General features: G+C 45.8%; 23 protein-coding genes, 1 rRNA gene and 2 other annotated features. All 24 genes read left to right on the forward strand.

Annotation, left to right across the window (positions count from 1 at the left end; all coding sequences use genetic code 11):
• Positions 1-99: ribosomal RNA gene (gene rrf, locus RG959_RS19710) — 5S ribosomal RNA — on the forward strand; the annotation flags it as partial.
• Between the two features lie 120 nt (positions 100-219).
• Complete coding sequence (locus RG959_RS19715; RefSeq protein ID WP_483298908.1) at positions 220-693, forward strand: CtsR family transcriptional regulator; 474 nt, start codon at positions 220-222, stop codon at positions 691-693.
• 5 nt (positions 694-698) lie between these two features.
• On the forward strand, positions 699-1232 hold the full coding sequence (gene mcsA / locus RG959_RS19720) for a protein-arginine kinase activator protein McsA (protein WP_342798602.1): 534 nt from the start codon (positions 699-701) through the stop codon (positions 1230-1232).
• Positions 1232-2287 carry a protein-arginine kinase McsB gene (gene mcsB, locus RG959_RS19725; protein ID WP_342798603.1) on the forward strand — a complete coding sequence of 352 codons (1056 nt, stop codon included), beginning with the start codon at positions 1232-1234 and terminating at the stop codon, positions 2285-2287. Before mcsA ends, mcsB begins: the two co-directional genes overlap by 1 nt.
• Positions 2288-2305: 18 nt before the next feature.
• The gene (clpC, locus tag RG959_RS19730) at positions 2306-4744 is read left to right on the forward strand and encodes an ATP-dependent protease ATP-binding subunit ClpC (RefSeq protein ID WP_242236839.1); all 2439 of its coding nucleotides are present in this window, start codon (positions 2306-2308) and stop codon (positions 4742-4744) included.
• Positions 4745-4804: 60 nt separating this feature from the next.
• Entirely contained in the window at positions 4805-6178 is a 1374-nt protein-coding gene (radA, locus tag RG959_RS19735; protein ID WP_242236835.1) for a DNA repair protein RadA, read from the forward strand.
• 90 nt (positions 6179-6268) lie between these two features.
• Positions 6269-7351, forward strand: coding sequence for a PIN/TRAM domain-containing protein (locus tag RG959_RS19740; RefSeq protein WP_342798604.1), 1083 nt, complete (start codon positions 6269-6271; stop codon positions 7349-7351).
• Positions 7352-7374: 23 nt separating this feature from the next.
• Complete coding sequence (gene ispD / locus RG959_RS19745; RefSeq protein ID WP_251273796.1) at positions 7375-8070, forward strand: 2-C-methyl-D-erythritol 4-phosphate cytidylyltransferase; 696 nt, start codon at positions 7375-7377, stop codon at positions 8068-8070.
• Positions 8071-8075: 5 nt separating this feature from the next.
• A complete protein-coding gene (gene ispF, locus RG959_RS19750; protein ID WP_342798605.1) occupies positions 8076-8558 on the forward strand; it encodes a 2-C-methyl-D-erythritol 2,4-cyclodiphosphate synthase in 483 nt (160 codons plus the stop codon).
• Between the two features lie 22 nt (positions 8559-8580).
• Entirely contained in the window at positions 8581-10041 is a 1461-nt protein-coding gene (gltX, locus tag RG959_RS19755) for a glutamate--tRNA ligase (protein WP_342798606.1), read from the forward strand.
• A gap of 33 nt (positions 10042-10074) precedes the next feature.
• Positions 10075-10300, forward strand: a binding site (T-box leader).
• On the forward strand, positions 10271-11011 hold the full coding sequence (gene cysE / locus RG959_RS19760; RefSeq protein WP_309241441.1) for a serine O-acetyltransferase: 741 nt from the start codon (positions 10271-10273) through the stop codon (positions 11009-11011). (Overlaps the previous feature by 30 nt.)
• Positions 11001-12398 carry a cysteine--tRNA ligase gene (gene cysS / locus RG959_RS19765; protein WP_342798607.1) on the forward strand — a complete coding sequence of 466 codons (1398 nt, stop codon included), beginning with the start codon at positions 11001-11003 and terminating at the stop codon, positions 12396-12398. Before cysE ends, cysS begins: the two co-directional genes overlap by 11 nt.
• Entirely contained in the window at positions 12398-12811 is a 414-nt protein-coding gene (locus tag RG959_RS19770; RefSeq protein ID WP_342798622.1) for a Mini-ribonuclease 3, read from the forward strand. The genes cysS and RG959_RS19770 overlap by 1 nt, the downstream gene beginning before the upstream one ends.
• Entirely contained in the window at positions 12808-13557 is a 750-nt protein-coding gene (gene rlmB, locus RG959_RS19775) for a 23S rRNA (guanosine(2251)-2'-O)-methyltransferase RlmB (protein ID WP_315693604.1), read from the forward strand. Before RG959_RS19770 ends, rlmB begins: the two co-directional genes overlap by 4 nt.
• Before the next feature lie 2 nt (positions 13558-13559).
• Positions 13560-14069: an NYN domain-containing protein gene (locus RG959_RS19780; RefSeq protein WP_251273789.1), complete on the forward strand. Its 510-nt coding sequence runs from the start codon at positions 13560-13562 to the stop codon at positions 14067-14069.
• 98 nt (positions 14070-14167) lie between these two features.
• Positions 14168-14785, forward strand: coding sequence for an RNA polymerase sporulation sigma factor SigH (sigH, locus tag RG959_RS19785; protein ID WP_342798623.1), 618 nt, complete (start codon positions 14168-14170; stop codon positions 14783-14785).
• Between the two features lie 61 nt (positions 14786-14846).
• On the forward strand, positions 14847-14993 hold the full coding sequence (gene rpmG, locus RG959_RS19790; protein ID WP_050182407.1) for a 50S ribosomal protein L33: 147 nt from the start codon (positions 14847-14849) through the stop codon (positions 14991-14993).
• A 30-nt stretch (positions 14994-15023) separates the two neighbouring features.
• On the forward strand, positions 15024-15209 hold the full coding sequence (gene secE, locus RG959_RS19795) for a preprotein translocase subunit SecE (protein WP_242236808.1): 186 nt from the start codon (positions 15024-15026) through the stop codon (positions 15207-15209).
• 319 nt (positions 15210-15528) lie between these two features.
• On the forward strand, positions 15529-16065 hold the full coding sequence (gene nusG, locus RG959_RS19800; protein ID WP_342798608.1) for a transcription termination/antitermination protein NusG: 537 nt from the start codon (positions 15529-15531) through the stop codon (positions 16063-16065).
• A 166-nt stretch (positions 16066-16231) separates the two neighbouring features.
• The gene (rplK, locus tag RG959_RS19805; RefSeq protein ID WP_045851841.1) at positions 16232-16657 is read left to right on the forward strand and encodes a 50S ribosomal protein L11; all 426 of its coding nucleotides are present in this window, start codon (positions 16232-16234) and stop codon (positions 16655-16657) included.
• Between the two features lie 108 nt (positions 16658-16765).
• Positions 16766-17470, forward strand: coding sequence for a 50S ribosomal protein L1 (gene rplA, locus RG959_RS19810; RefSeq protein WP_251273787.1), 705 nt, complete (start codon positions 16766-16768; stop codon positions 17468-17470).
• A gap of 70 nt (positions 17471-17540) precedes the next feature.
• Positions 17541-17683, forward strand: a sequence feature (ribosomal protein L10 leader region).
• 59 nt (positions 17684-17742) lie between these two features.
• A complete protein-coding gene (gene rplJ, locus RG959_RS19815) occupies positions 17743-18243 on the forward strand; it encodes a 50S ribosomal protein L10 (RefSeq protein WP_242236800.1) in 501 nt (166 codons plus the stop codon).
• Between the two features lie 73 nt (positions 18244-18316).
• Entirely contained in the window at positions 18317-18679 is a 363-nt protein-coding gene (rplL, locus tag RG959_RS19820) for a 50S ribosomal protein L7/L12 (protein WP_251273786.1), read from the forward strand.
• A gap of 72 nt (positions 18680-18751) precedes the next feature.
• Positions 18752-19351: a class I SAM-dependent methyltransferase gene (locus RG959_RS19825; RefSeq protein ID WP_342798609.1), complete on the forward strand. Its 600-nt coding sequence runs from the start codon at positions 18752-18754 to the stop codon at positions 19349-19351.
• The last annotated feature ends 150 nt before the right edge of the window (positions 19352-19501 follow it).

Here is a 19501-nt window from a genome sequence, read left to right on the forward strand (position 1 = left end):
AGAGGTCACACCCGTTCCCATCCCGAACACGGCCGTTAAGCTCTTCAGCGCCGATGGTAGTTGGGGGTTTCCCCCTGCGAGAGCAGGACGCCGCCTGGCAAGATAAGACAACTTGAGAAATCAGGTTGTCTTTTTTGTATTTAAGAGCAAAATAATTGAACCAAGGCATTCTTTCCTTTATAATTATCGTCAAATATAGTCAAGGTCAAGGTGGGGAGAATCATGAGAAACGTTTCTGATATTATTGAACAGTATTTGAAACAAGTACTCGAACACAATGGCAGCGAAATTGTTGAAATAAAACGCAGCGAAATTGCTGACAAATTTCAATGTGTCCCCTCTCAAATCAACTATGTGATTAATACTCGTTTTACCGTGGAACGAGGATATGTAGTTGAAAGCAAACGGGGTGGCGGCGGCTACATTCGCATCATTAAAGTGACCACGCATGAAAAAAGTGATCTTCTTGATCAAATGATGGCTCTTACAGGCTCAAGGCTTTCACAGGCGAGTGCGGAAAATTTTGTTTATCGTCTGCTTGAGGAAAAGGTAATTTCCACTCGCGAGGCGAAATTAATGATAGGTGTAATGGAACGTTCCGTGCTCAATACTGAGTTGCCTGAACGGGATGAGTTGAGGGCGAGAATGATGCAATCATTTTTAGCATCTCTTAAATATGTAGAAGGCAGGTGAGCAGGATGATATGTCAGGAGTGTCATGAGCGGCCGGCAGCTCTTCATTTTACGAAAACAGTAAATGGAGAAGTAACGGAAGTTTATTTATGCGATCATTGTGCACATGAAAAAGGTGAACACTTATTTAGCGGCCATCCGGCTTTTTCATTAAATAATCTGCTTGGGGGATTGTTTAATCCTGAGCCTCATTTTTCCACAAACCCTTCTTTCCGCGATCAGGAAACACATTGCGAAAAGTGCCATATGACATTCCAGCAGTTTTTGCAAAGCGGTAAATTTGGCTGTGCTCACTGCTATAAATCATTTGAGTCAAAATTATTCTCTATTTTAAAACGGCTTCATGGTGGTAATACTGTTCACCAAGGGAAGATTCCGGCACGTATGGGAGGTAAACTTCATTTGCAAAAAGAAGTACATCAATTGCGTGAAAAGCTTCAAGAGATGATAAATAGTGAACAATTTGAAGAAGCGGCAGGCGTTCGCGATCAAATTCGTGCTTTGGAGAAAAAATTGTCGGGTGAAGGAGGCGGTTTGTAATGTCTCTGGAACGATTTATCAACCAGCAAACGACAGCCTGGATGAGCGGTACAGGACCTGACTCTGATGTAGTCCTGAGTACGCGTATAAGGCTGGCACGCAACTTGGAGAATGTTCCGTTTCCGACAATCTTATCGATGGAAGAAGCAGAAGAAGTCGTTGACCAAATAAATAAAGCTGCTTCTGAATCATTGTCTCTCGAGCTTTTAAAAATGGAGGATATCTCACAGCTTCAAAAAAGAGTATTGGTAGAAAAGCACTTGATCAGCCCTTATTTAGCGGAAACATCTTTATACGGTGCTGTGCTTATTTCTGAACAAGAAGACGTAAGTATTATGGTAAACGAGGAAGACCACTTACGTATTCAGTGTCTAGCCTCAGGCTTACAGCTGCATGAAACGCTGGAAAAAGCAAATCAGATTGATGACGCAATTGAAGGCCGGGTACCATATGCTTTTGATGAAAAGATGGGTTACTTAACCGCTTGTCCAACAAATGTGGGAACCGGGCTTCGGGCATCGGTGATGATACACCTGCCTGGCTTGGTGCTGACACGTCAAATGAGCCGTATTATTCCAGCTATCAGCCAATTAGGGCTTGTTGTTAGAGGAATTTATGGGGAAGGTAGCGAAGCTTTAGGTAACATCTTTCAAATTTCCAATCAGTTGACTCTTGGAAAATCTGAAGAAGATATCATTAATGATCTGGACAGCGTGGTGCATGAATTAATGTCCCGTGAGCAGTCAGCGCGCGATGCATTAATGCAAACATCCCCTATTCAGCTGGAAGATCGGATTTTTCGGTCGTACGGCATTTTATCAAACAGCCGCGTGATTGAAACAAATGAAGCATTTCAGTGTTTATCAGATGTTAGATTAGGGATTGATTTAGGGTATATCACTCATATACCAAAAAGCATCTTAAATGAGCTGATGATCTTAACGCAGCCCGGCTTTTTGCAGCAGTATGCCGGAGGACCGCTTCGAGCGGAAGAACGGGACATTCGTCGAGCCGCATTGATTCGTGAACGGCTTGAACTAGAAGAAACGAATTAAGATAAGGGGGAAATGGATATGATGTTTGGACGTTTTACAGAAAGAGCACAAAAGGTACTAGCGTTAGCACAGGAAGAAGCGATTCGCCTGGGTCACAATAACATTGGAACAGAACACATTTTACTCGGACTTGTTCGTGAAGGCGAAGGAATCGCGGCTAAAGCGCTGTACGGTTTAGGTCTTAGTGCAGAAAAGATTCAAGAAGAAGTAGAAGAGTTAATTGGAAAAGGCGACGGTGCTTCTAAAACCGTTCATTATACACCGAGAGCCAAAAAAGTCATTGAGCTTTCAATGGATGAGGCTCGTAAATTAGGCCACTCTTATGTAGGAACAGAACACATCCTGCTTGGCTTAATTCGTGAAGGCGAAGGAGTGGCAGCGCGTGTACTTGGCAACCTTGGCGTCAGCTTAAACAAAGCACGCCAGCAAGTATTGCAGCTTCTTGGCAGCAGTGAATCAGGAAGCGGCCAGGGAGGCCAGGCTTCAAATGTCAGCACGCCGACTCTGGACGGACTTGCACGTGATTTAACAGTGATTGCCCGTGAAGGAAGCTTAGACCCGGTTATTGGCCGCAGCAAAGAAATTCAGCGTGTTATTGAGGTGCTGAGCCGCCGCACGAAAAATAACCCTGTTTTAATCGGGGAGCCAGGTGTCGGGAAAACGGCTATTGCTGAAGGTCTTGCTCAGCAGATCATTAACAACGAGGTGCCGGAAACACTTCGCAATAAGCGCGTGATGACGCTGGATATGGGAACAGTAGTAGCGGGAACGAAATATCGTGGTGAATTTGAAGACCGCTTGAAAAAAGTAATGGACGAAATTCGCCAGGCTGGCAATATTATTTTGTTTATTGACGAGCTGCACACACTTATTGGAGCAGGCGGAGCAGAAGGTGCCATTGATGCGTCTAATATTTTAAAACCGTCTCTTGCGCGCGGCGAGCTTCAATGTATCGGTGCAACAACACTTGATGAGTACCGTAAATACATCGAGAAAGACGCGGCTCTAGAACGCCGTTTCCAGCCGATTCAAGTCGATGAACCAACATTAGAGGAATCGATTCAAATTTTAAAAGGACTGCGTGACCGGTATGAAGCCCATCACCGCGTAGCGATTTTAGATGAAGCAATTGAAGCAGCAGTGAAAATGTCTGACCGTTACATTTCTGATCGGTTCCTGCCGGACAAAGCCATTGATTTAATTGATGAAGCTGGTTCAAAAGTTCGTCTTCGCTCTTTTACAACACCGCCAAATTTAAAAGAGCTTGAAGCAAAGCTTGAAGCGTTGAAACACGAGAAAGATTCTGCCGTACAAAGCCAGGAATTTGAAAAAGCAGCGTCTCTTCGTGATTCCGAGCAAAAGCTTCGTGAAGAGCTGGAGCAGACGAAAAACAGCTGGAAAGAAAAGCAGGGCACAGAAAACAGCGAAGTAACAATGGAAGACATTGCGATGGTTGTATCAAGCTGGACAGGGATTCCAGTTTCAAAACTGGCTCAAACGGAAACAGACCGCCTGCTGAATCTGGAAGAGATTTTGCACTCCCGCTTAATTGGCCAAGAAGAAGCCGTGACGTCTATTTCTAAAGCTGTGCGCCGGGCACGTGCAGGATTAAAAGATCCAAAACGCCCAATCGGCTCTTTTATTTTCCTTGGACCAACAGGTGTCGGGAAAACAGAACTGGCTAAAGCATTGGCTGAATCTATGTTCGGTGATGAAGATGCAATGATTCGGATCGATATGTCCGAGTACATGGAGAAACATTCAACATCTCGCCTTGTCGGTTCGCCTCCAGGATATGTAGGCTATGAAGAAGGCGGTCAGCTGACAGAAAAAGTTCGCCGCAAGCCGTACTCTGTTGTTCTATTGGATGAAATTGAAAAAGCGCACCCGGATGTTTTTAACATTCTGCTTCAAGTTCTTGAAGATGGACGCTTAACAGATTCAAAAGGCCGTACCGTTGATTTCCGCAATACTGTTCTCATTATGACATCCAATGTTGGAGCGCAGTCTTTGCAGAAAAACAAATATGTCGGCTTTAATATTCAAGATGCATCACAAGACCACAAAGATATGAAAGGAAAAGTGATGGATGAGTTAAAACGCGCATTCCGTCCGGAATTCCTAAACCGTATCGATGAAATTATCGTCTTCCATGCTCTTGAGAAGAAACACTTAAAAGAAATCGTTACGCTTATGACGGACCAGCTGACAACACGTCTCAAAGAGCAGGACATCAATGTCGAGCTGTCTGATAAAGCGAAAGAAAAAATCGCGGAAGAAGGATACGATCCGGAATATGGTGCACGTCCGCTTCGCCGGGCACTTCAAAAGCAAGTAGAAGACCGCTTGTCAGAGGAGCTGCTTAAAGGCAATGTATTAACTGGACAGCACGTCGTAGTAGATGTAGATGAGAAAGGCGAGTTTGTAGTCCGCACGGCGGCCGGCTCAACCTCGTAATGAAAGTGTGCAGCGGGTCTGTTAAAGACCCGCTGTTTTTTATGAAAAAGGAGAGGGAACATGGCTAAAGTAAAAACAAAATTTGTCTGTGGCTCTTGTGGATATGAATCACCGAAGTGGATGGGGAAATGTCCGGGCTGCGGTCAGTGGAATCAAATGGTAGAAGAAACAGAAATTACCGGAAAACCGAAGCGTACAACCTTCGCTCATTCGGATACAGTTATGGCAAAGCCATCCCGGCTCGTTGACGTAGAAACCTCTCAAGAGCCAAGAGTGGAAACCGATTTAAAAGAGTTAAACCGAGTATTGGGCGGCGGAGTCGTGCCTGGTTCACTCGTTCTGATTGGCGGTGACCCGGGCATTGGGAAATCCACGCTTCTTTTGCAGGTTTCTTCCCAGCTTTCATCCAAAGGAAGCAATGTGCTTTATATCTCTGGTGAGGAGTCGGTGAAACAAACAAAAATGCGTGCATCCCGAATGGGCATTAACGAACAAAGCCTGTATATTTACGCTGAAACGAACCTTCAGCTGATTCATTCGGCGATTGAAAACATGAAGCCGCAGTTTGTCATCATCGACTCCATTCAAACGGTTCATCATCCGGAAGTAACGTCAGCGCCGGGCAGTGTCTCACAGGTGCGTGAGTGTACAGCGGAGTTGATGCGTATTGCTAAAGTGAATAACATCGCTATTTTTATTGTCGGACACGTTACAAAAGAAGGAGCTATCGCAGGACCTCGCCTTCTTGAACATATGGTGGATACCGTGCTTTATTTCGAGGGCGAGCGGCACCATACGTACCGGATTTTACGGGCGGTTAAAAACCGATTCGGCTCAACAAATGAAATGGGCATTTTTGAGATGAAAGAAGCGGGTCTTGAGGAAGTGGCCAATCCATCTGAGATTTTCTTAGAGGAGCGTACAAAAGGAACATCCGGTTCCACAGTAGTTGCGTCTATGGAGGGTACCCGGCCCGTGCTGGTAGAAATACAAGCACTTGTGTCGCCAACGGTCTTTGGAAACCCTCGTCGGATGGCAACCGGCATTGACCATAACCGGGTAACGCTTATTATGGCGGTGCTTGAGAAACGAGTCGGCCTGCTTTTACAAAACCAGGATGCTTACTTGAAAGTAGCCGGCGGTGTAAAGCTTGATGAGCCGGCCATTGACTTGGCGGTGGCAGTCAGTATTGCCTCAAGCTTCCGAGATGAACCAACAGGTGCTTCAGACTGCTTGATTGGTGAGGTTGGCCTGACCGGAGAGGTTCGGCGCGTATCGCGAATTGAGCAGCGTGTAAACGAGGCAGCAAAACTTGGATTCACACGCATTATTGTTCCGGCGAACAACATTGGCGGCTGGACAGCGCCGGCTGGGGTTCAAATTATTGGTGTATCCACTGTAAATGAAGCATTAAAAATGGTGTTCGGTAAATAAAAAACGAAACAAAACCGATTCGAGTCTCGTATTATTAGCGCGAGGCTTGAAACGTGTTTATAATAAAAAGAATAGGGAGGTGAAACAAACATGTTGAAGCGTCTTGTACAGGGTGGGTTCATTATTTTAGGCGGTACGCTTGGCGTATTTCTTCTTCCGGACTTATTCCTTTATCTTCATTTTGATCATCCATTTATTAATAACCCCTATGTCACAGCGCTTGTAGGAGCACTCCTTTTCTATTTGCTTACCTTTTGGGCAGTAGACTACATTGTGGAGTTTATTAAGTGGATCGAGGATCGAATTGTGAATGCACCGCTGACTGATATTGTCACAGGCGGACTCGGTTTGTTGGCCGGACTTCTTGTGGCGATGCTGGTTGGGATTCCGCTTGCACAGCTGGAACTGCCGATCGTCAATACAGTGGTGCCCATTTTGCTGACCATTGGTCTTGGATATCTTGGCTTTCAGTTTGGGTTTAAGCGCCGGGATGAACTAACCTCTTTGTTTTCTTCAAGCAAGTCTTCGAAGCGAAAGGAAGTTCAAGCGGAAGAAACGGCACCTGCGCTTCCGGCAAAATCATTTAAAATACTGGACACGAGCGTGATTATCGATGGGCGGATTGCCGATATTTGTGAAACAGGCTTTTTGGACGGCACGATTGTGATTCCACAATTTGTTCTTGAAGAATTACAGCATATTGCCGATTCTTCTGATACACTAAAGAGAACGAAAGGGCGCCGCGGCCTTGATATTTTAAATCGTCTGCAAAAAGATGTCCCGATTGAAGTCGAGATGACAGAAAAGGACTATGAAGATGTTCAGGAAGTAGATTCAAAGCTTGTGAAGCTGGCGAAGGAAATAAGCGGTATTGTCGTCACTAACGACTTTAATTTAAATAAAGTATGTGAATTTCAAAAAGTGCAAGTACTTAATATTAACGACCTTGCCAACGCGGTAAAACCGGTAGTCATTCCGGGAGAAGAAATGCATGTGCTGGTGATTAAAGATGGGAAAGAACAGCGCCAGGGCGTTGCCTACCTCGATGACGGAACGATGATCGTCGTAGAGGATGGCCGCGATTTTATCGGCAAGCAAATTGACGTAATTGTCACAAGCGTACTGCAGACATCTGCCGGACGAATGATTTTTGCAAAACCGAAACATGCATGAGAAGAAAGGAAAGGTTTAAACGAATGGACTATTATGTCGTGATTCCAGCTGCCGGAAAAGGAAAGCGTATGAAAGCAGGCATGAACAAAGTGCTGCTTGAGCTTGAAGGGCTGCCGCTTATTATTCATACGCTCACTGTATTTGAGACGGATGCGTCATGCAGGGGCATTGTGCTGTCGGTTCATCCGGATGAACGGAAGGAATTTGAGCAGCTTTTAGCCATACACCGAATTACAAAAGTGTGCGCATTCGCAGATGGCGGCAAAGAACGGCAGCACAGTGTCTACAGTGGTTTAAAGGCGCTTCCGCCGGAATCAGACATTGTCCTTGTTCACGATGGGGCGCGGCCGTTTATTACAAAAGAAACGGTTGCGACGCTTGTCGAAAGCGCCTGGGCAACAGGTGCAGCCATTGCGGCTGTCCCGGTCAAAGACACAATAAAAAAAGCGGCAAGCGGCATTGTGTCCGAAACAGTCGAACGGTCAAGCCTCTGGTCCGTGCAAACACCGCAGGCTTTTCAAAAAGAGGTTCTTCTTTCCGCCCAGAAAAAAGCGGAAGAAGAAGACTTTTTGGGAACCGATGAATCATCGCTTGTGGAACGGACCGGCTACCCTGTTTGTATTGTCGAAAGTGATTATGACAATATTAAATTAACGACACCGGAAGATTTATATTTTGCCCGGGCGATTATTGCAAAAAGAAATGAAAGCAAGGTGTAAATAACATGTTTCGAATTGGACAAGGGTTTGATGTGCATCAGCTTGTAGAAGGACGCCCGCTTATTATCGGCGGCATTACCATTCCGAATGACAAAGGGCTGCTCGGCCACTCGGATGCGGATGTGCTTTTGCACACAGTGGCAGACGCATGTCTTGGAGCGATTGGTGAGGGGGATATTGGCCGTCATTTTCCAGATACAGATGCCGCATTTAAAGATGCAGATTCTGCGAAGCTGCTGGAGCACGTTTGGCAGCTTGTACAAAACAAAGGCTATGAGCTGGGGAATATCGACTGCACGATTATCGCCCAAAAGCCGAAAATGGCACCTTATATTGGCGCGATGCAGGAGCGCATTGCCGAACTGCTCCAGGCAGACACAGACCAAGTAAATGTGAAAGCCACAACGACCGAAAAACTCGGGTTCCCGGGAAGAGGCGAAGGTATCGCATCGCAGGCAGCCGTTCTATTGGTAAAAAAACAAAGGTAAAACAGCATCGGAGGAAAAAGCAATGACAAATCATGTACGTGTTCGCTACGCGCCGAGCCCAACTGGCCATTTACATATCGGGAACGCGCGGACAGCGCTTTTTAACTATTTATATGCCCGCAATCTTGGCGGATCATTTATTATCCGGATTGAGGACACAGACCAAAAGCGGAATATTGAAGGCGGCGAACAAAGCCAGCTGGAATATTTAAAATGGCTTGGCGTCGACTGGGATGAAGGGCCGGATGTCGGCGGTGAATACGGACCGTACCGTCAATCAGAACGAAACGATTTATACAAACAGTACTATGAGCAGCTTTTAGCAGAAGGAAAAGCGTATAAATGCTACTGTACCGCTGAAGAGCTGGAAGCGGAGCGTACGGCGCAGCAGGAGCGCAACGAAATCGCCGGCTATTCGGGGAAATGCCGTCATCTGACTGACGAAGAAAGAGCTGCTTTAGAAGCGGAAGGCCGTCGTCCAAGCATTCGTTTTCTTGTTCCATCAGGCGAGACGATTACATTCAATGACATCGTAAAAGAAGAGGTATCTTTTGAGTCGGATGGCATCGGTGGTGACTTCGTTATCGTCAAGCAGGACGGAACGCCAACATACAACTTTGCGGTAGCGGTAGACGATCATTTAATGAAAATGACGCATGTTCTTCGTGGAGACGACCATATTTCCAATACACCGAAGCAGCTGCTTATTTACAAGGCGCTTGGCTTTGAACCGCCTGTATTCGGTCATATGACGTTGATCGTAAACGAAAGCCGTAAGAAGCTGAGCAAGCGCGACGAATCCATCATTCAGTTTATTGAGCAGTACAAAGAGCTTGGCTATCTGCCGGAAGCATTGCTCAATTTTATTACGCTTCTTGGCTGGTCACCGAAAGAAGAAGAGGAAATCTACACGAAAGAGCAGTTTATTGAGCAGTTTGATGCAGCCCGCCTGTCTAAATCACCAGCATTTTTCGATAAGCAAAAGCTTCTTTGGATGAACAACCAGTACATGAAGGAGCAGCCGGTGGATCGGGTCGTTGAACTTGCGCGGCCGCATCTTGTGAAAGCAGGCTTGATTGAAGAAACGCTTTCTCCTGAAAAAGAAGAATGGGTAACAAGCTTAATCGCGCTTTATCAGGAAAAAATGAGTTACGGTGCAGAAATTGTCGAATTATCGGGTCTATTCTTCAAAGAAGAGGTTTCTTACGAGGAAGAAGCGAAAGAAGTTCTTTCCGAAGAACAAGTTCCTGAAGTGCTTCGCGCGTTTGCTGAAAAAGCAGGAGCTCTTGAGCCGTTCCAGGCAGAAGGTGTGAAAAAAGCAATGAAGGAAGTACAAAAAGAAACAGGCCATAAAGGCAAAAAGCTGTTTATGCCAATTCGTGCAGCTGTAACTGGCCAGACACATGGACCAGACCTTCCGAAAGCGATCGAGCTGCTTGGCCGCGAAAAAGTCATCACACGTTTGAATACTGTTCTTGATTAAAAGGCGGACCTGTATATAATAGAGTATATATAAAGTAAAGCGTTGAAGAGGAAAAGTAAGCGGCAGATGCCTTTCAGAGAGAACCGCCATGGCTGCGAGCGGTTTAGGCCTCTCTGTCCGCAGAAGTGCCCCTCGGAGCCTGCGGCTGAACAAAAAGTAAGCGGCAGCGGGAAATCCCCGTTATCGATCTGGAGTTGGGAAAATGGCGAAGGGCCGTTTTTCAAACAGAGTGGAACCGCGTATACAAAACGTCTCTGTCTATCAGAGGCGTTTTTTTGTATGTCTGAAAAAGGATTTGGGAGGAGTGGAAACAATGCTGCGTGTATTAAAGCAGGACATCGACACGATTTTTGAGCAGGACCCGGCAGCAAGAAGTTACTTGGAAGTGATTTTAACGTATTCGGGGCTGCATGCCATTTGGGCGCATCGCCTGGCCCATGGGTTTTACAAACGGAAGTTTTATTTTATTGCCCGGGTTATTTCTCAAATCAGCCGCTTTTTCACGGGCATTGAAATTCATCCAGGTGCCCGGATTGGCCGCGGTCTTTTTATCGACCACGGTATGGGCGTTGTCATTGGGGAAACATGTGAAATTGGTGACAATGTTACGCTTTATCAAGGGGTAACACTCGGGGGAACTGGTAAAGAAAAAGGAAAGCGCCATCCCACTGTTCTTGACGGAGCATTGATTGCCACAGGAGCGAAGGTGCTCGGCTCGATTACTATTGGGGAATGCGCCCGGGTTGGCGCTGGCTCGGTTGTATTAAAAGATGTACCGGCCAATTCAACGGTTGTTGGGATTCCGGGCCGGGTTGTTATACAGAATGGCAAAAAAGTTCAGCCTTCTGTAAAGGATTTAAACCACAGCAATATGCCTGACCCGGTTGCCGACCGCTTAAAAAGCCTGGAAGCAGAAATTGCTTACTTGAAGGAAGAAATGAAGAGAGGGGATCACACGAATGTCCATTAAATTATATAATACGCTGACGCGCAAAAAAGAAGAATTTGTCCCGCTTGAAGAGGGGAAAGTAAAGATGTATGTATGCGGTCCAACCGTTTATAACTACATTCATATCGGAAATGCCCGTCCGGCTATTGTATTTGATACAGTGCGCCGCCATCTGCAATACCGCGGATACGAAGTAAAGTACGTATCAAACTTTACCGACGTGGATGACAAGCTGATCCGGGCAGCGAACGAGCTCGGAGAAGAGGTGCCGGTCATTGCCGAACGTTTTATTCAGGCATACTTTGAAGATACCCACGCACTGGGTTGCCAGACAGCCGACGTTCATCCGCGCGTAACAGAAAGCATTGAACTGATTATTGAATTTATTGCCGAGCTTGTAAACAAAGGATTTGCTTATGAATCCGGCGGAGACGTGTACTACCGGACCCGTAAATTTAACGGATACGGCAAATTGTCTCATCAATCCATTGATGAACTAAAAGTCGGTGCCCGTATTGGCGCAGGCGAGAAAAAAGACGACGCACTTGATTTTGTTTTATGGAAAGCAGCGAAAGAAGGAGAAATCTCCTGGAGCAGTCCATGGGGAGAAGGACGTCCCGGCTGGCATATTGAATGCTCGGCAATGGCCCGTAAGTATCTTGGTGATTCCATTGATATTCACGCAGGCGGCCAGGATTTAACATTCCCGCACCATGAAAATGAAATTGCCCAGTCGGAAGCATTAACAGGCAAGCCGTTTGCCCGTTATTGGCTGCATAACGGCTACATTAACATCGATAACGAAAAAATGTCCAAATCACTTGGCAACTTTGTACTCGTCCATGACATTATTAAAGAGGTGGACCCGCAGGTGCTTCGCTTCTTCATGCTGTCGGTTCATTACCGCAATCCGGTTAACTACAACAAAGAATTGCTCGACAGCTCTGCCGCTTCGCTTGACCGGTTGAAAACGGCTTATCAAAATGTAAAGCACCGGAAAGAATCCAGCACCAATTTAACGGACCATAACGATCAATGGATCGGAAAAGTGAATCGTCACCACGAGCGTTTCCTGCAGGAAATGGATGATGACTTTAACACAGCCAATGCCATTTCCGTACTGTTTGATGTATCAAAAGATGCGAATGTGTACTTACTTGAGGACCATACATCTACAGAAGTCATTGATGCATTTTTGTCGAAATTTGAAGATATGTTTTTCGTGCTCGGCCTGCAGCTGCAGCAGGAGGAACTATTGGATGAGGAAATTGAAGCATTGATCCAGGAGCGGAATGAAGCGCGCAAAAATCGGGATTTCGCCCGCGCAGACAGCATTCGCGATCAGCTCAAAGACATGAATATTATCTTGGAAGATACGGCTCAAGGAATCCGTTGGAGACGCGGATGATGAAAGGGCTCGCAGAACCGCTTAAAGATGCAAGACAGCTGAACGGGCTGGCGCTGGCTTATATGGGAGATGCTGTATACGAAGTGTATGTGCGCAAGTTTTTGCTGGAGTCCGGCCGGGTAAAGCCGAACGACCTGCACCGCGCTTCGACAAAATTCGTCTCTGCCAAGGCACAGGCTGCCCAGCTGCACCGGCTGTTTGAAGAACAGTTTTTAACCGAAGAAGAAGAAACGGTCGCCAAGCGCGGACGCAATGCAAAATCAGGGCATACTCCAAAAAACACAGATGTTCTGACCTATAATCACAGTACCGCTCTTGAAGCTGTCATCGGTTTTTTGTTTTTAACCGGCCAGCTTGAGCGAATGGAAGAGATTATCTATAACATCTTAGAGAACGGAGGGACGAACGGATGACACAGGAACAAGAATGGATCGGGGGACGAAACCCGGTCATGGAAGCACTGCGTGCCGGACGTGATATCAATAAGCTTTGGGTGCAGGAAGGGGCACAAAAAGGCTCGATTCAGCAAATTATCGCCAAAGCAAAAGAACTGAGCATTCCGGTTCAAATGGTGCCGAAGCGAAAAATTGAACAAGTGGTGCCGGAGAATCATCAGGGAGTCGCAGCGTCTGTCGCAGCGTACCAGTATGCAGAAATTGACGACTTATTTGCCAAAGCAGAAGAAAGCGGCGAACCGCCGTTTTTCCTCCTGCTTGATGAGCTCGAAGATCCGCATAATCTTGGCTCGATTATGCGGACGGCCGATGCAGTCGGCGCGCATGGAATTATTATTCCAAAGCGCCGGTCCGTGAGTTTAACCGCAACGGCTGCGAAAGCCTCCACAGGCGCCATCGAATACATTCCGGTAGCCCGCGTCACGAATCTTGCCCGCACAATGGATGAATTGAAAGAGCGGGGAATTTGGATTGCTGGAACAGATGCATCGGGTGCCGAAGATTACCGCCGATTTGATGGCACGATGCCTCTTTGCCTTGTGATTGGCAGTGAAGGCCGCGGTGTCAGCCGTCTTGTAAAAGAAAAATGTGATTTTCTCATTCAGCTGCCGATGGTCGGTCACGTCACTTCTCTTAATGCGTCGGTAGCGGCTGCCCTGCTCATGTACGAAGTATACCGGAAGCGTCATCCGCTGGGGAACTGACGATGGATATTCTCCTCGTCGATGGCTATAACATGATTGGCGCGTGGCCGGAGCTTCGCCGGTTGAAAAACGTAGATTTTGGCGGTGCCCGTGACCGCCTTGTCGAACTAATGGCGGAGTATCAGGGCGCCCACGGCTGCCGCGTGATTATTGTATTCGATGCGCACTTTGTCAAAGGAACGGAGAAAAAGTACCGCGATGCCAAGGTAGAAGTGATTTTTACGCGTGAAAATGAAACGGCGGATGAGCGAATTGAACGAATGGCCATTGAATTGACGAATGTGCGTGATCAAGTAACGGTCGCTACATCGGACTATACAGAGCAATGGGCTGTATTCGGCCAGGGAGCTCTCCGCATTTCCGCGCGGGAACTTTTAACAGAATTGTCAATTACACAAAAAGGAATTCGGAAAAACCTCGGGGAGATCAGTGAAATCAAGCCACACGCGAGAATTCCGCTCAGTAAAGAAACCGCTGAAACGTTTGAGAAGTGGCGCAGAGGAAAAAAATGAAGATTGACGCAGAAAAAAATGGTACTGTATACTAATCCTAGCGAAGATTGACAGGCGGAGGGAGATGTGTAAGCGTGAACCGTTTGATTAGTCCAGGAATGGATATGCTTAGTGATGAACAGCTTGTGGAACTTGTGCACCAAGGAAACAGCGAAGCCCTCGATTTTGTCATTCATAAATACCGAAATTTTGTCCGGGCCAAAGCCCGCTCTTATTTTTTAATCGGAGCTGACAAGGAAGATATTGTGCAGGAAGGCATGATTGGATTATACAAGGCGGTCCGCGACTACAAAGGGGACAAGCTTAGCACGTTTCGGGCTTTTGCGGAGCTGTGCATTACCCGCCAAATTATTACGGCCATTAAAACGGCAACCCGCCAGAAACACATCCCGCTTAATTCCTACGTATCGCTCGATAAGCCGATTTACGATGAAGAATCAGATCGGACGCTTATGGATGTGCTGACAGGAACGAAAGCGAGCGACCCACAGGAATTAATTATTAACCGCGAACAATTTTCAAGCATTGAAGGAAAAGTAAACGAGCTTTTAAGTGATTTAGAGCGTCGGGTACTGGCTCTTTACCTTGACGGCCGTTCGTACCAGGAAATCTCTGAGCAGCTTAACCGGCACGTAAAGTCAATTGATAACGCCCTGCAAAGGGTAAAACGAAAGCTGGAGCGGTATCTGGAATTCAAGGAAATTACGATTCAATGAAACTTGACGAAAGCCCGCTTTCAATGATACGTTTTAAGAATCGAAATGGTAAGGTGATAACATGGCAAAAAAAGTGCCTCTTGCGTGTTCAGTATGCGGATCACGTAATTACTCGACGACGGTGAATACAGCCAGCGGCGAGCGCCTTGAAATAAAAAAATTTTGCGGTGTCTGTAACCAGCATACTATGCATAAACAAACGAAATGACACCGGCGCTTCTTTTGGAGGTTTCAGCAAATGTCACGCATTACGCAGTTTTTCCGTAACGTGCGTTCTGAAATGGGCAAAGTCAGCTGGCCGAAACGAAAAGAGCTTACAACGTATACGATTACCGTTATTTCAACCGTAATCTTTCTTGCTCTTTTTTTCTCGGTCGTTGATTACGGCATTTCAGCGCTCGTGCGCTGGGTTTTGGCAATGTAAAAAGCTGTCTGGAAAATTACTTGAATACACAGTGTTTTTTCCGTGTTATAATGGATAATGATAATAAGACCAAAGGCCAAAAGCACAGCATTGTGCCCAAAAGCCTTGATGACCCGCATCATGCGGACCTGAAAAGCCCGTTTAACGGGTTTTTTCATTTGGCTCAAAAAATGTCTAGCTCCAGGCGCTGCCAGCTCGGAGACCCGCATGCTGCGGGTTGAAAAAGTGCTGCGGAATGATGCCGCACTTGCTGCTGGTGAATAGGCGTCTTGCGCTTTTCGTTTAAATGAAAAGGAGGGAAGGACACAAGTCCCTTTCTATGGAAAAAAATTGGTATGTTGTTCACACGTATTCAGGATATGAGAACAAAGTAAAAGCGAACTTAGAAAAACGCGTTGAGTCAATGGGAATGCAGGACAAAATTTTCCGTGTCATTGTACCGGAAGAAGAAGAGCGCGATGTAAAAAACGGCAAAGAAAAAGTAACAAAGCGGAAAGTGTTCCCTGGATACGTACTTGTTGAAATCGTGATGACTGACGATTCGTGGTATGTCGTCCGCAATACACCGGGTGTAACCGGATTCGTTGGATCTGCCGGCCATGGCTCTAAGCCAACGCCTTTGCTTCCGGATGAAGTAACATCTATTCTGAAGCAAATGGGAATGGATGAGCGCCGTCACGATGCCGACTATGAGCTTGGTGAAACCGTGATTGTGAAAGAAGGGCCGTTTGCGGAGTTTGAAGGCAGCGTTGAAGAAATTGACCAGGACAAAGGAAAGCTGAAAGTGCTTGTAAATATGTTCGGTCGTGAAACGCCTGTTGAGCTTGATTTTGATCAAGTGAATAAATTATCCTGAAAACGGGTTGAAATCTTGTTTGAAAAATGTTACTATTTTTTAGGTCAGTACGTGTCGTACTGAGTAAGACTCATTTTTATTAATCATCTTTATTCAAATAAAGATAGACAGAGTGGGAGGGGCAAAGCCCCATGTACCACATCACGGACTTAAGGAGGTGTGTCTCGTGGCTAAAAAAGTAATTAAAGTCGTAAAACTGCAAATTCCTGCAGGTAAAGCAAACCCTGCGCCGCCGGTTGGTCCGGCACTAGGTCAAGCTGGTGTTAACATCATGGGATTCTGTAAAGAATTCAATGCGCGTACAGCAGATCAAGCAGGATTGATTATCCCGGTTGAAATTTCGGTTTTTGAAGACCGTTCATTTACATTCATCACAAAAACTCCGCCTGCAGCCGTTCTTTTGAAAAAAGCAGCTGGCATCGAGTCAGGATCTGGAGAACCGAACCGCAACAAAGTTGCAACGGTTAAACGTGATAAAGTGCGTGAAATTGCTGAAACAAAAATGCCTGATCTAAACGCAGCTGATGTTGAAGCAGCTATGCGTATGGTTGAAGGTACTGCCCGCAGCATGGGTATTGTGATTGAAGACTAATCGGTTGTTCGTTTTTGGGAGGTTGCGAGTGAAGTAGCGATACTTCATCCGCAGCCTTTATTCGTGGGAGGTAAATTCCGCTAAAACCACATAAGGAGGAAACAAAACATGGCTAAACAAGGTAAAAAGTTTCAAGATGCGGCTAAGCTTGTTGACCGCACGAAACAATATTCAGTAGAAGAAGCAATTGAGCTTGTAAAGAAAACAACTACAGTTAAATTCGATGCAACAGTTGAGGCGGCATTCCGTCTTGGCGTTGACCCGAAAAAAGCAGACCAACAAATCCGCGGTGCGCTTGTTCTTCCAAACGGAACAGGTAAAACACAACGCGTTCTTGTATTCGCAAAAGGCGAAAAAGCAAAAGAAGCTGAAGCAGCTGGTGCAGACTACGTAGGCGACAGCGACTTCATCAACAAAATCCAACAAGGCTGGTTCGAATTTGACGTAATCGTAGCTACACCTGACATGATGGGTGAAGTTGGTAAACTAGGCCGCGTTCTTGGACCAAAAGGCTTGATGCCGAACCCGAAAACTGGCACAGTAACATTTGATGTAACAAAAGCGATCCAAGAAATCAAAGCTGGTAAAGTAGAATACCGTGTTGATAAAGCAGGTAACATCCACGTACCAGTTGGTAAAGTATCTTTCGAAAGCGAAAAGCTTGTTGAAAACTTTACAGCTATCTTTGATACAATGTTGAAAGTAAAGCCTTCGGCAGCTAAAGGCATTTACATGAAAAACATCGCTGTTACATCTACAATGGGCCCTGGTATCAAAGTAGATGCAGCATCTTTCACAGCAGTAAAAAACTAAGTTGACAACGTAAAAACTTTATGTTAAAGTAATATTCGTTGGGCTTACAGTTAGTAAGCAGCAACTTAATCACATATGCACATTTGTACCGTAGACAGCAGGGGCTTTCAAGCTTAATCATCCTGCCGAGGACTTGCGAAATAGATTGCGCGGCTTTGTCCGCTTTTCGTGCCTCCATGTCTTACGGGACATGGAGGCTTTTTACGTTTCCTAAACGGTATAAAATGAGTGAACGTTTTTCGTTCAAACAAATTTTACAGGAGGTGTAGCAGATGAGCAGCGTTATCGAGAAAAAACAAGAACTTGTTGGCCAAATCGCTGACAAACTAAAAAACAGCCCATCGACAGTCATCGTTGACTACCGCGGTCTTTCCGTGGCACAAGTAACGGAACTTCGTAAGCAGCTTCGTGAAGCAGGCGTTGAGTTCAAAGTATACAAAAATACAATGACTCGCCGCGCAGCTGAACAAGCAGGCATCGAAGGACTTGGAGAGTTCCTTACAGGTCCAAACGCAATCGCGTTCGGTGCTGAGGATGTTGTGGCTCCAGCGAAGATCTTGAACGAATTCGCGAAGAAAAACGACGCCCTTGAAATCAAAGCGGGTGTTCTTGAAGGGAACTTCGTATCTGTTGAGGAAGTTAAAGCACTTGCAGAACTTCCATCACGCGAAGGACTTCTTTCTATGGTACTCAGCGTTCTTCAAGCGCCAATCCGCAACTTCGCTCTTGCAGCGAAAGCAGTGGCCGACCAAAAAGAAGAGCAAGGCGCATAATTGTAAGAAAAGCCGCTTAGCGGTTTAACGAATAAAAAAACATTTTTAAAACACACTAAGGAGGAAATACAAAATGTCTAAAGAGCAAATCATTGAAGCAATCAAAGAAATGTCCGTTCTTGAATTGAACGACCTTGTAAAAGCAATCGAAGAAGAATTCGGCGTAACAGCAGCTGCACCAGTTGCAGTAGCAGGTGCTGCAGGCGGCGACGCAGCAGCAGAAAAAACAGAATTCGACCTTATCCTTAACGGTGCAGGCGACCAAAAAATCAAAGTTATCAAAGTAGTTCGCGAAATCACAGGTCTTGGCTTGAAAGAAGCGAAAGAGCTAGTTGATAACACTCCTAAAGCACTTAAAGAAGGTATCGCGAAAGAAGAAGCTGAAGAGCTTAAAGCGAAACTTGAAGAAGTTGGCGCTTCTGTAGAAGTGAAGTAATTCTTTGATACAATGACACAAAAGTCCGCTGGTTTTACAGCGGACTTTTGTTTGTTGAAAGGGGAAATGATCGTGGCAGATCATTATTTTTCCAATAAACCAAACAGTGAGCACCGTCTGCAGCAGTTTGATTTTGTACTGCGGGACCGGACTTATAGATTCGAAACCGATGCAGGTGTTTTTTCAAAATCGGAAGTAGATTTTGGTTCAAGATTGTTAATTGAAACATTCGAATGGCCTGAAGCAGAGGGTCCCATCTTAGATGCAGGCTGCGGTTATGGGCCGATCGGCCTTTCAATCGCATCCGAGCAGCCAAACCGGACGATTCATATGATTGATGTAAACGAACGGGCTCTTGATCTCGCACGCAAAAATGCAAAGCGAAACGGAGTAGAGAACGTTCAAATTTATAAAAGTGACCGTCTTCAAAATGTGTCGGAAGAAGGATTTGCCGCTGTGCTGACGAATCCGCCTATTCGTGCAGGAAAAGAAGTGGTATTTGATATTATTCAAACAGGATTTGCGAAGCTCAGAGAGGGCGGCGAACTGTGGGTAGTCATTCAAAAGAAGCAGGGAGCACCGTCTGTAATGAAAGAAATGGAGCGTCTGGCTGGCTCATGTGATATAGCAGCGAAGTCTAAGGGCTATTTTATTTTACGAGCGAAAAAATAATTGACCCTAAAAAAACCGTATGCTATTATTGTAAAATGCCAATATAATATTTGTGCCCGTTTGTCAATGAGAATATTTTTTTGTTAAAATGGGAACAATGACAACAAAATAGGGCCAATTGTGATAAAAATGAGGTTTTCTTTGACAAAA

This window comes from Domibacillus sp. 8LH (assembly GCF_038806185.1).
GTDB classification, from domain to species: domain Bacteria; phylum Bacillota; class Bacilli; order Bacillales; family Domibacillaceae; genus Domibacillus; species Domibacillus indicus_A.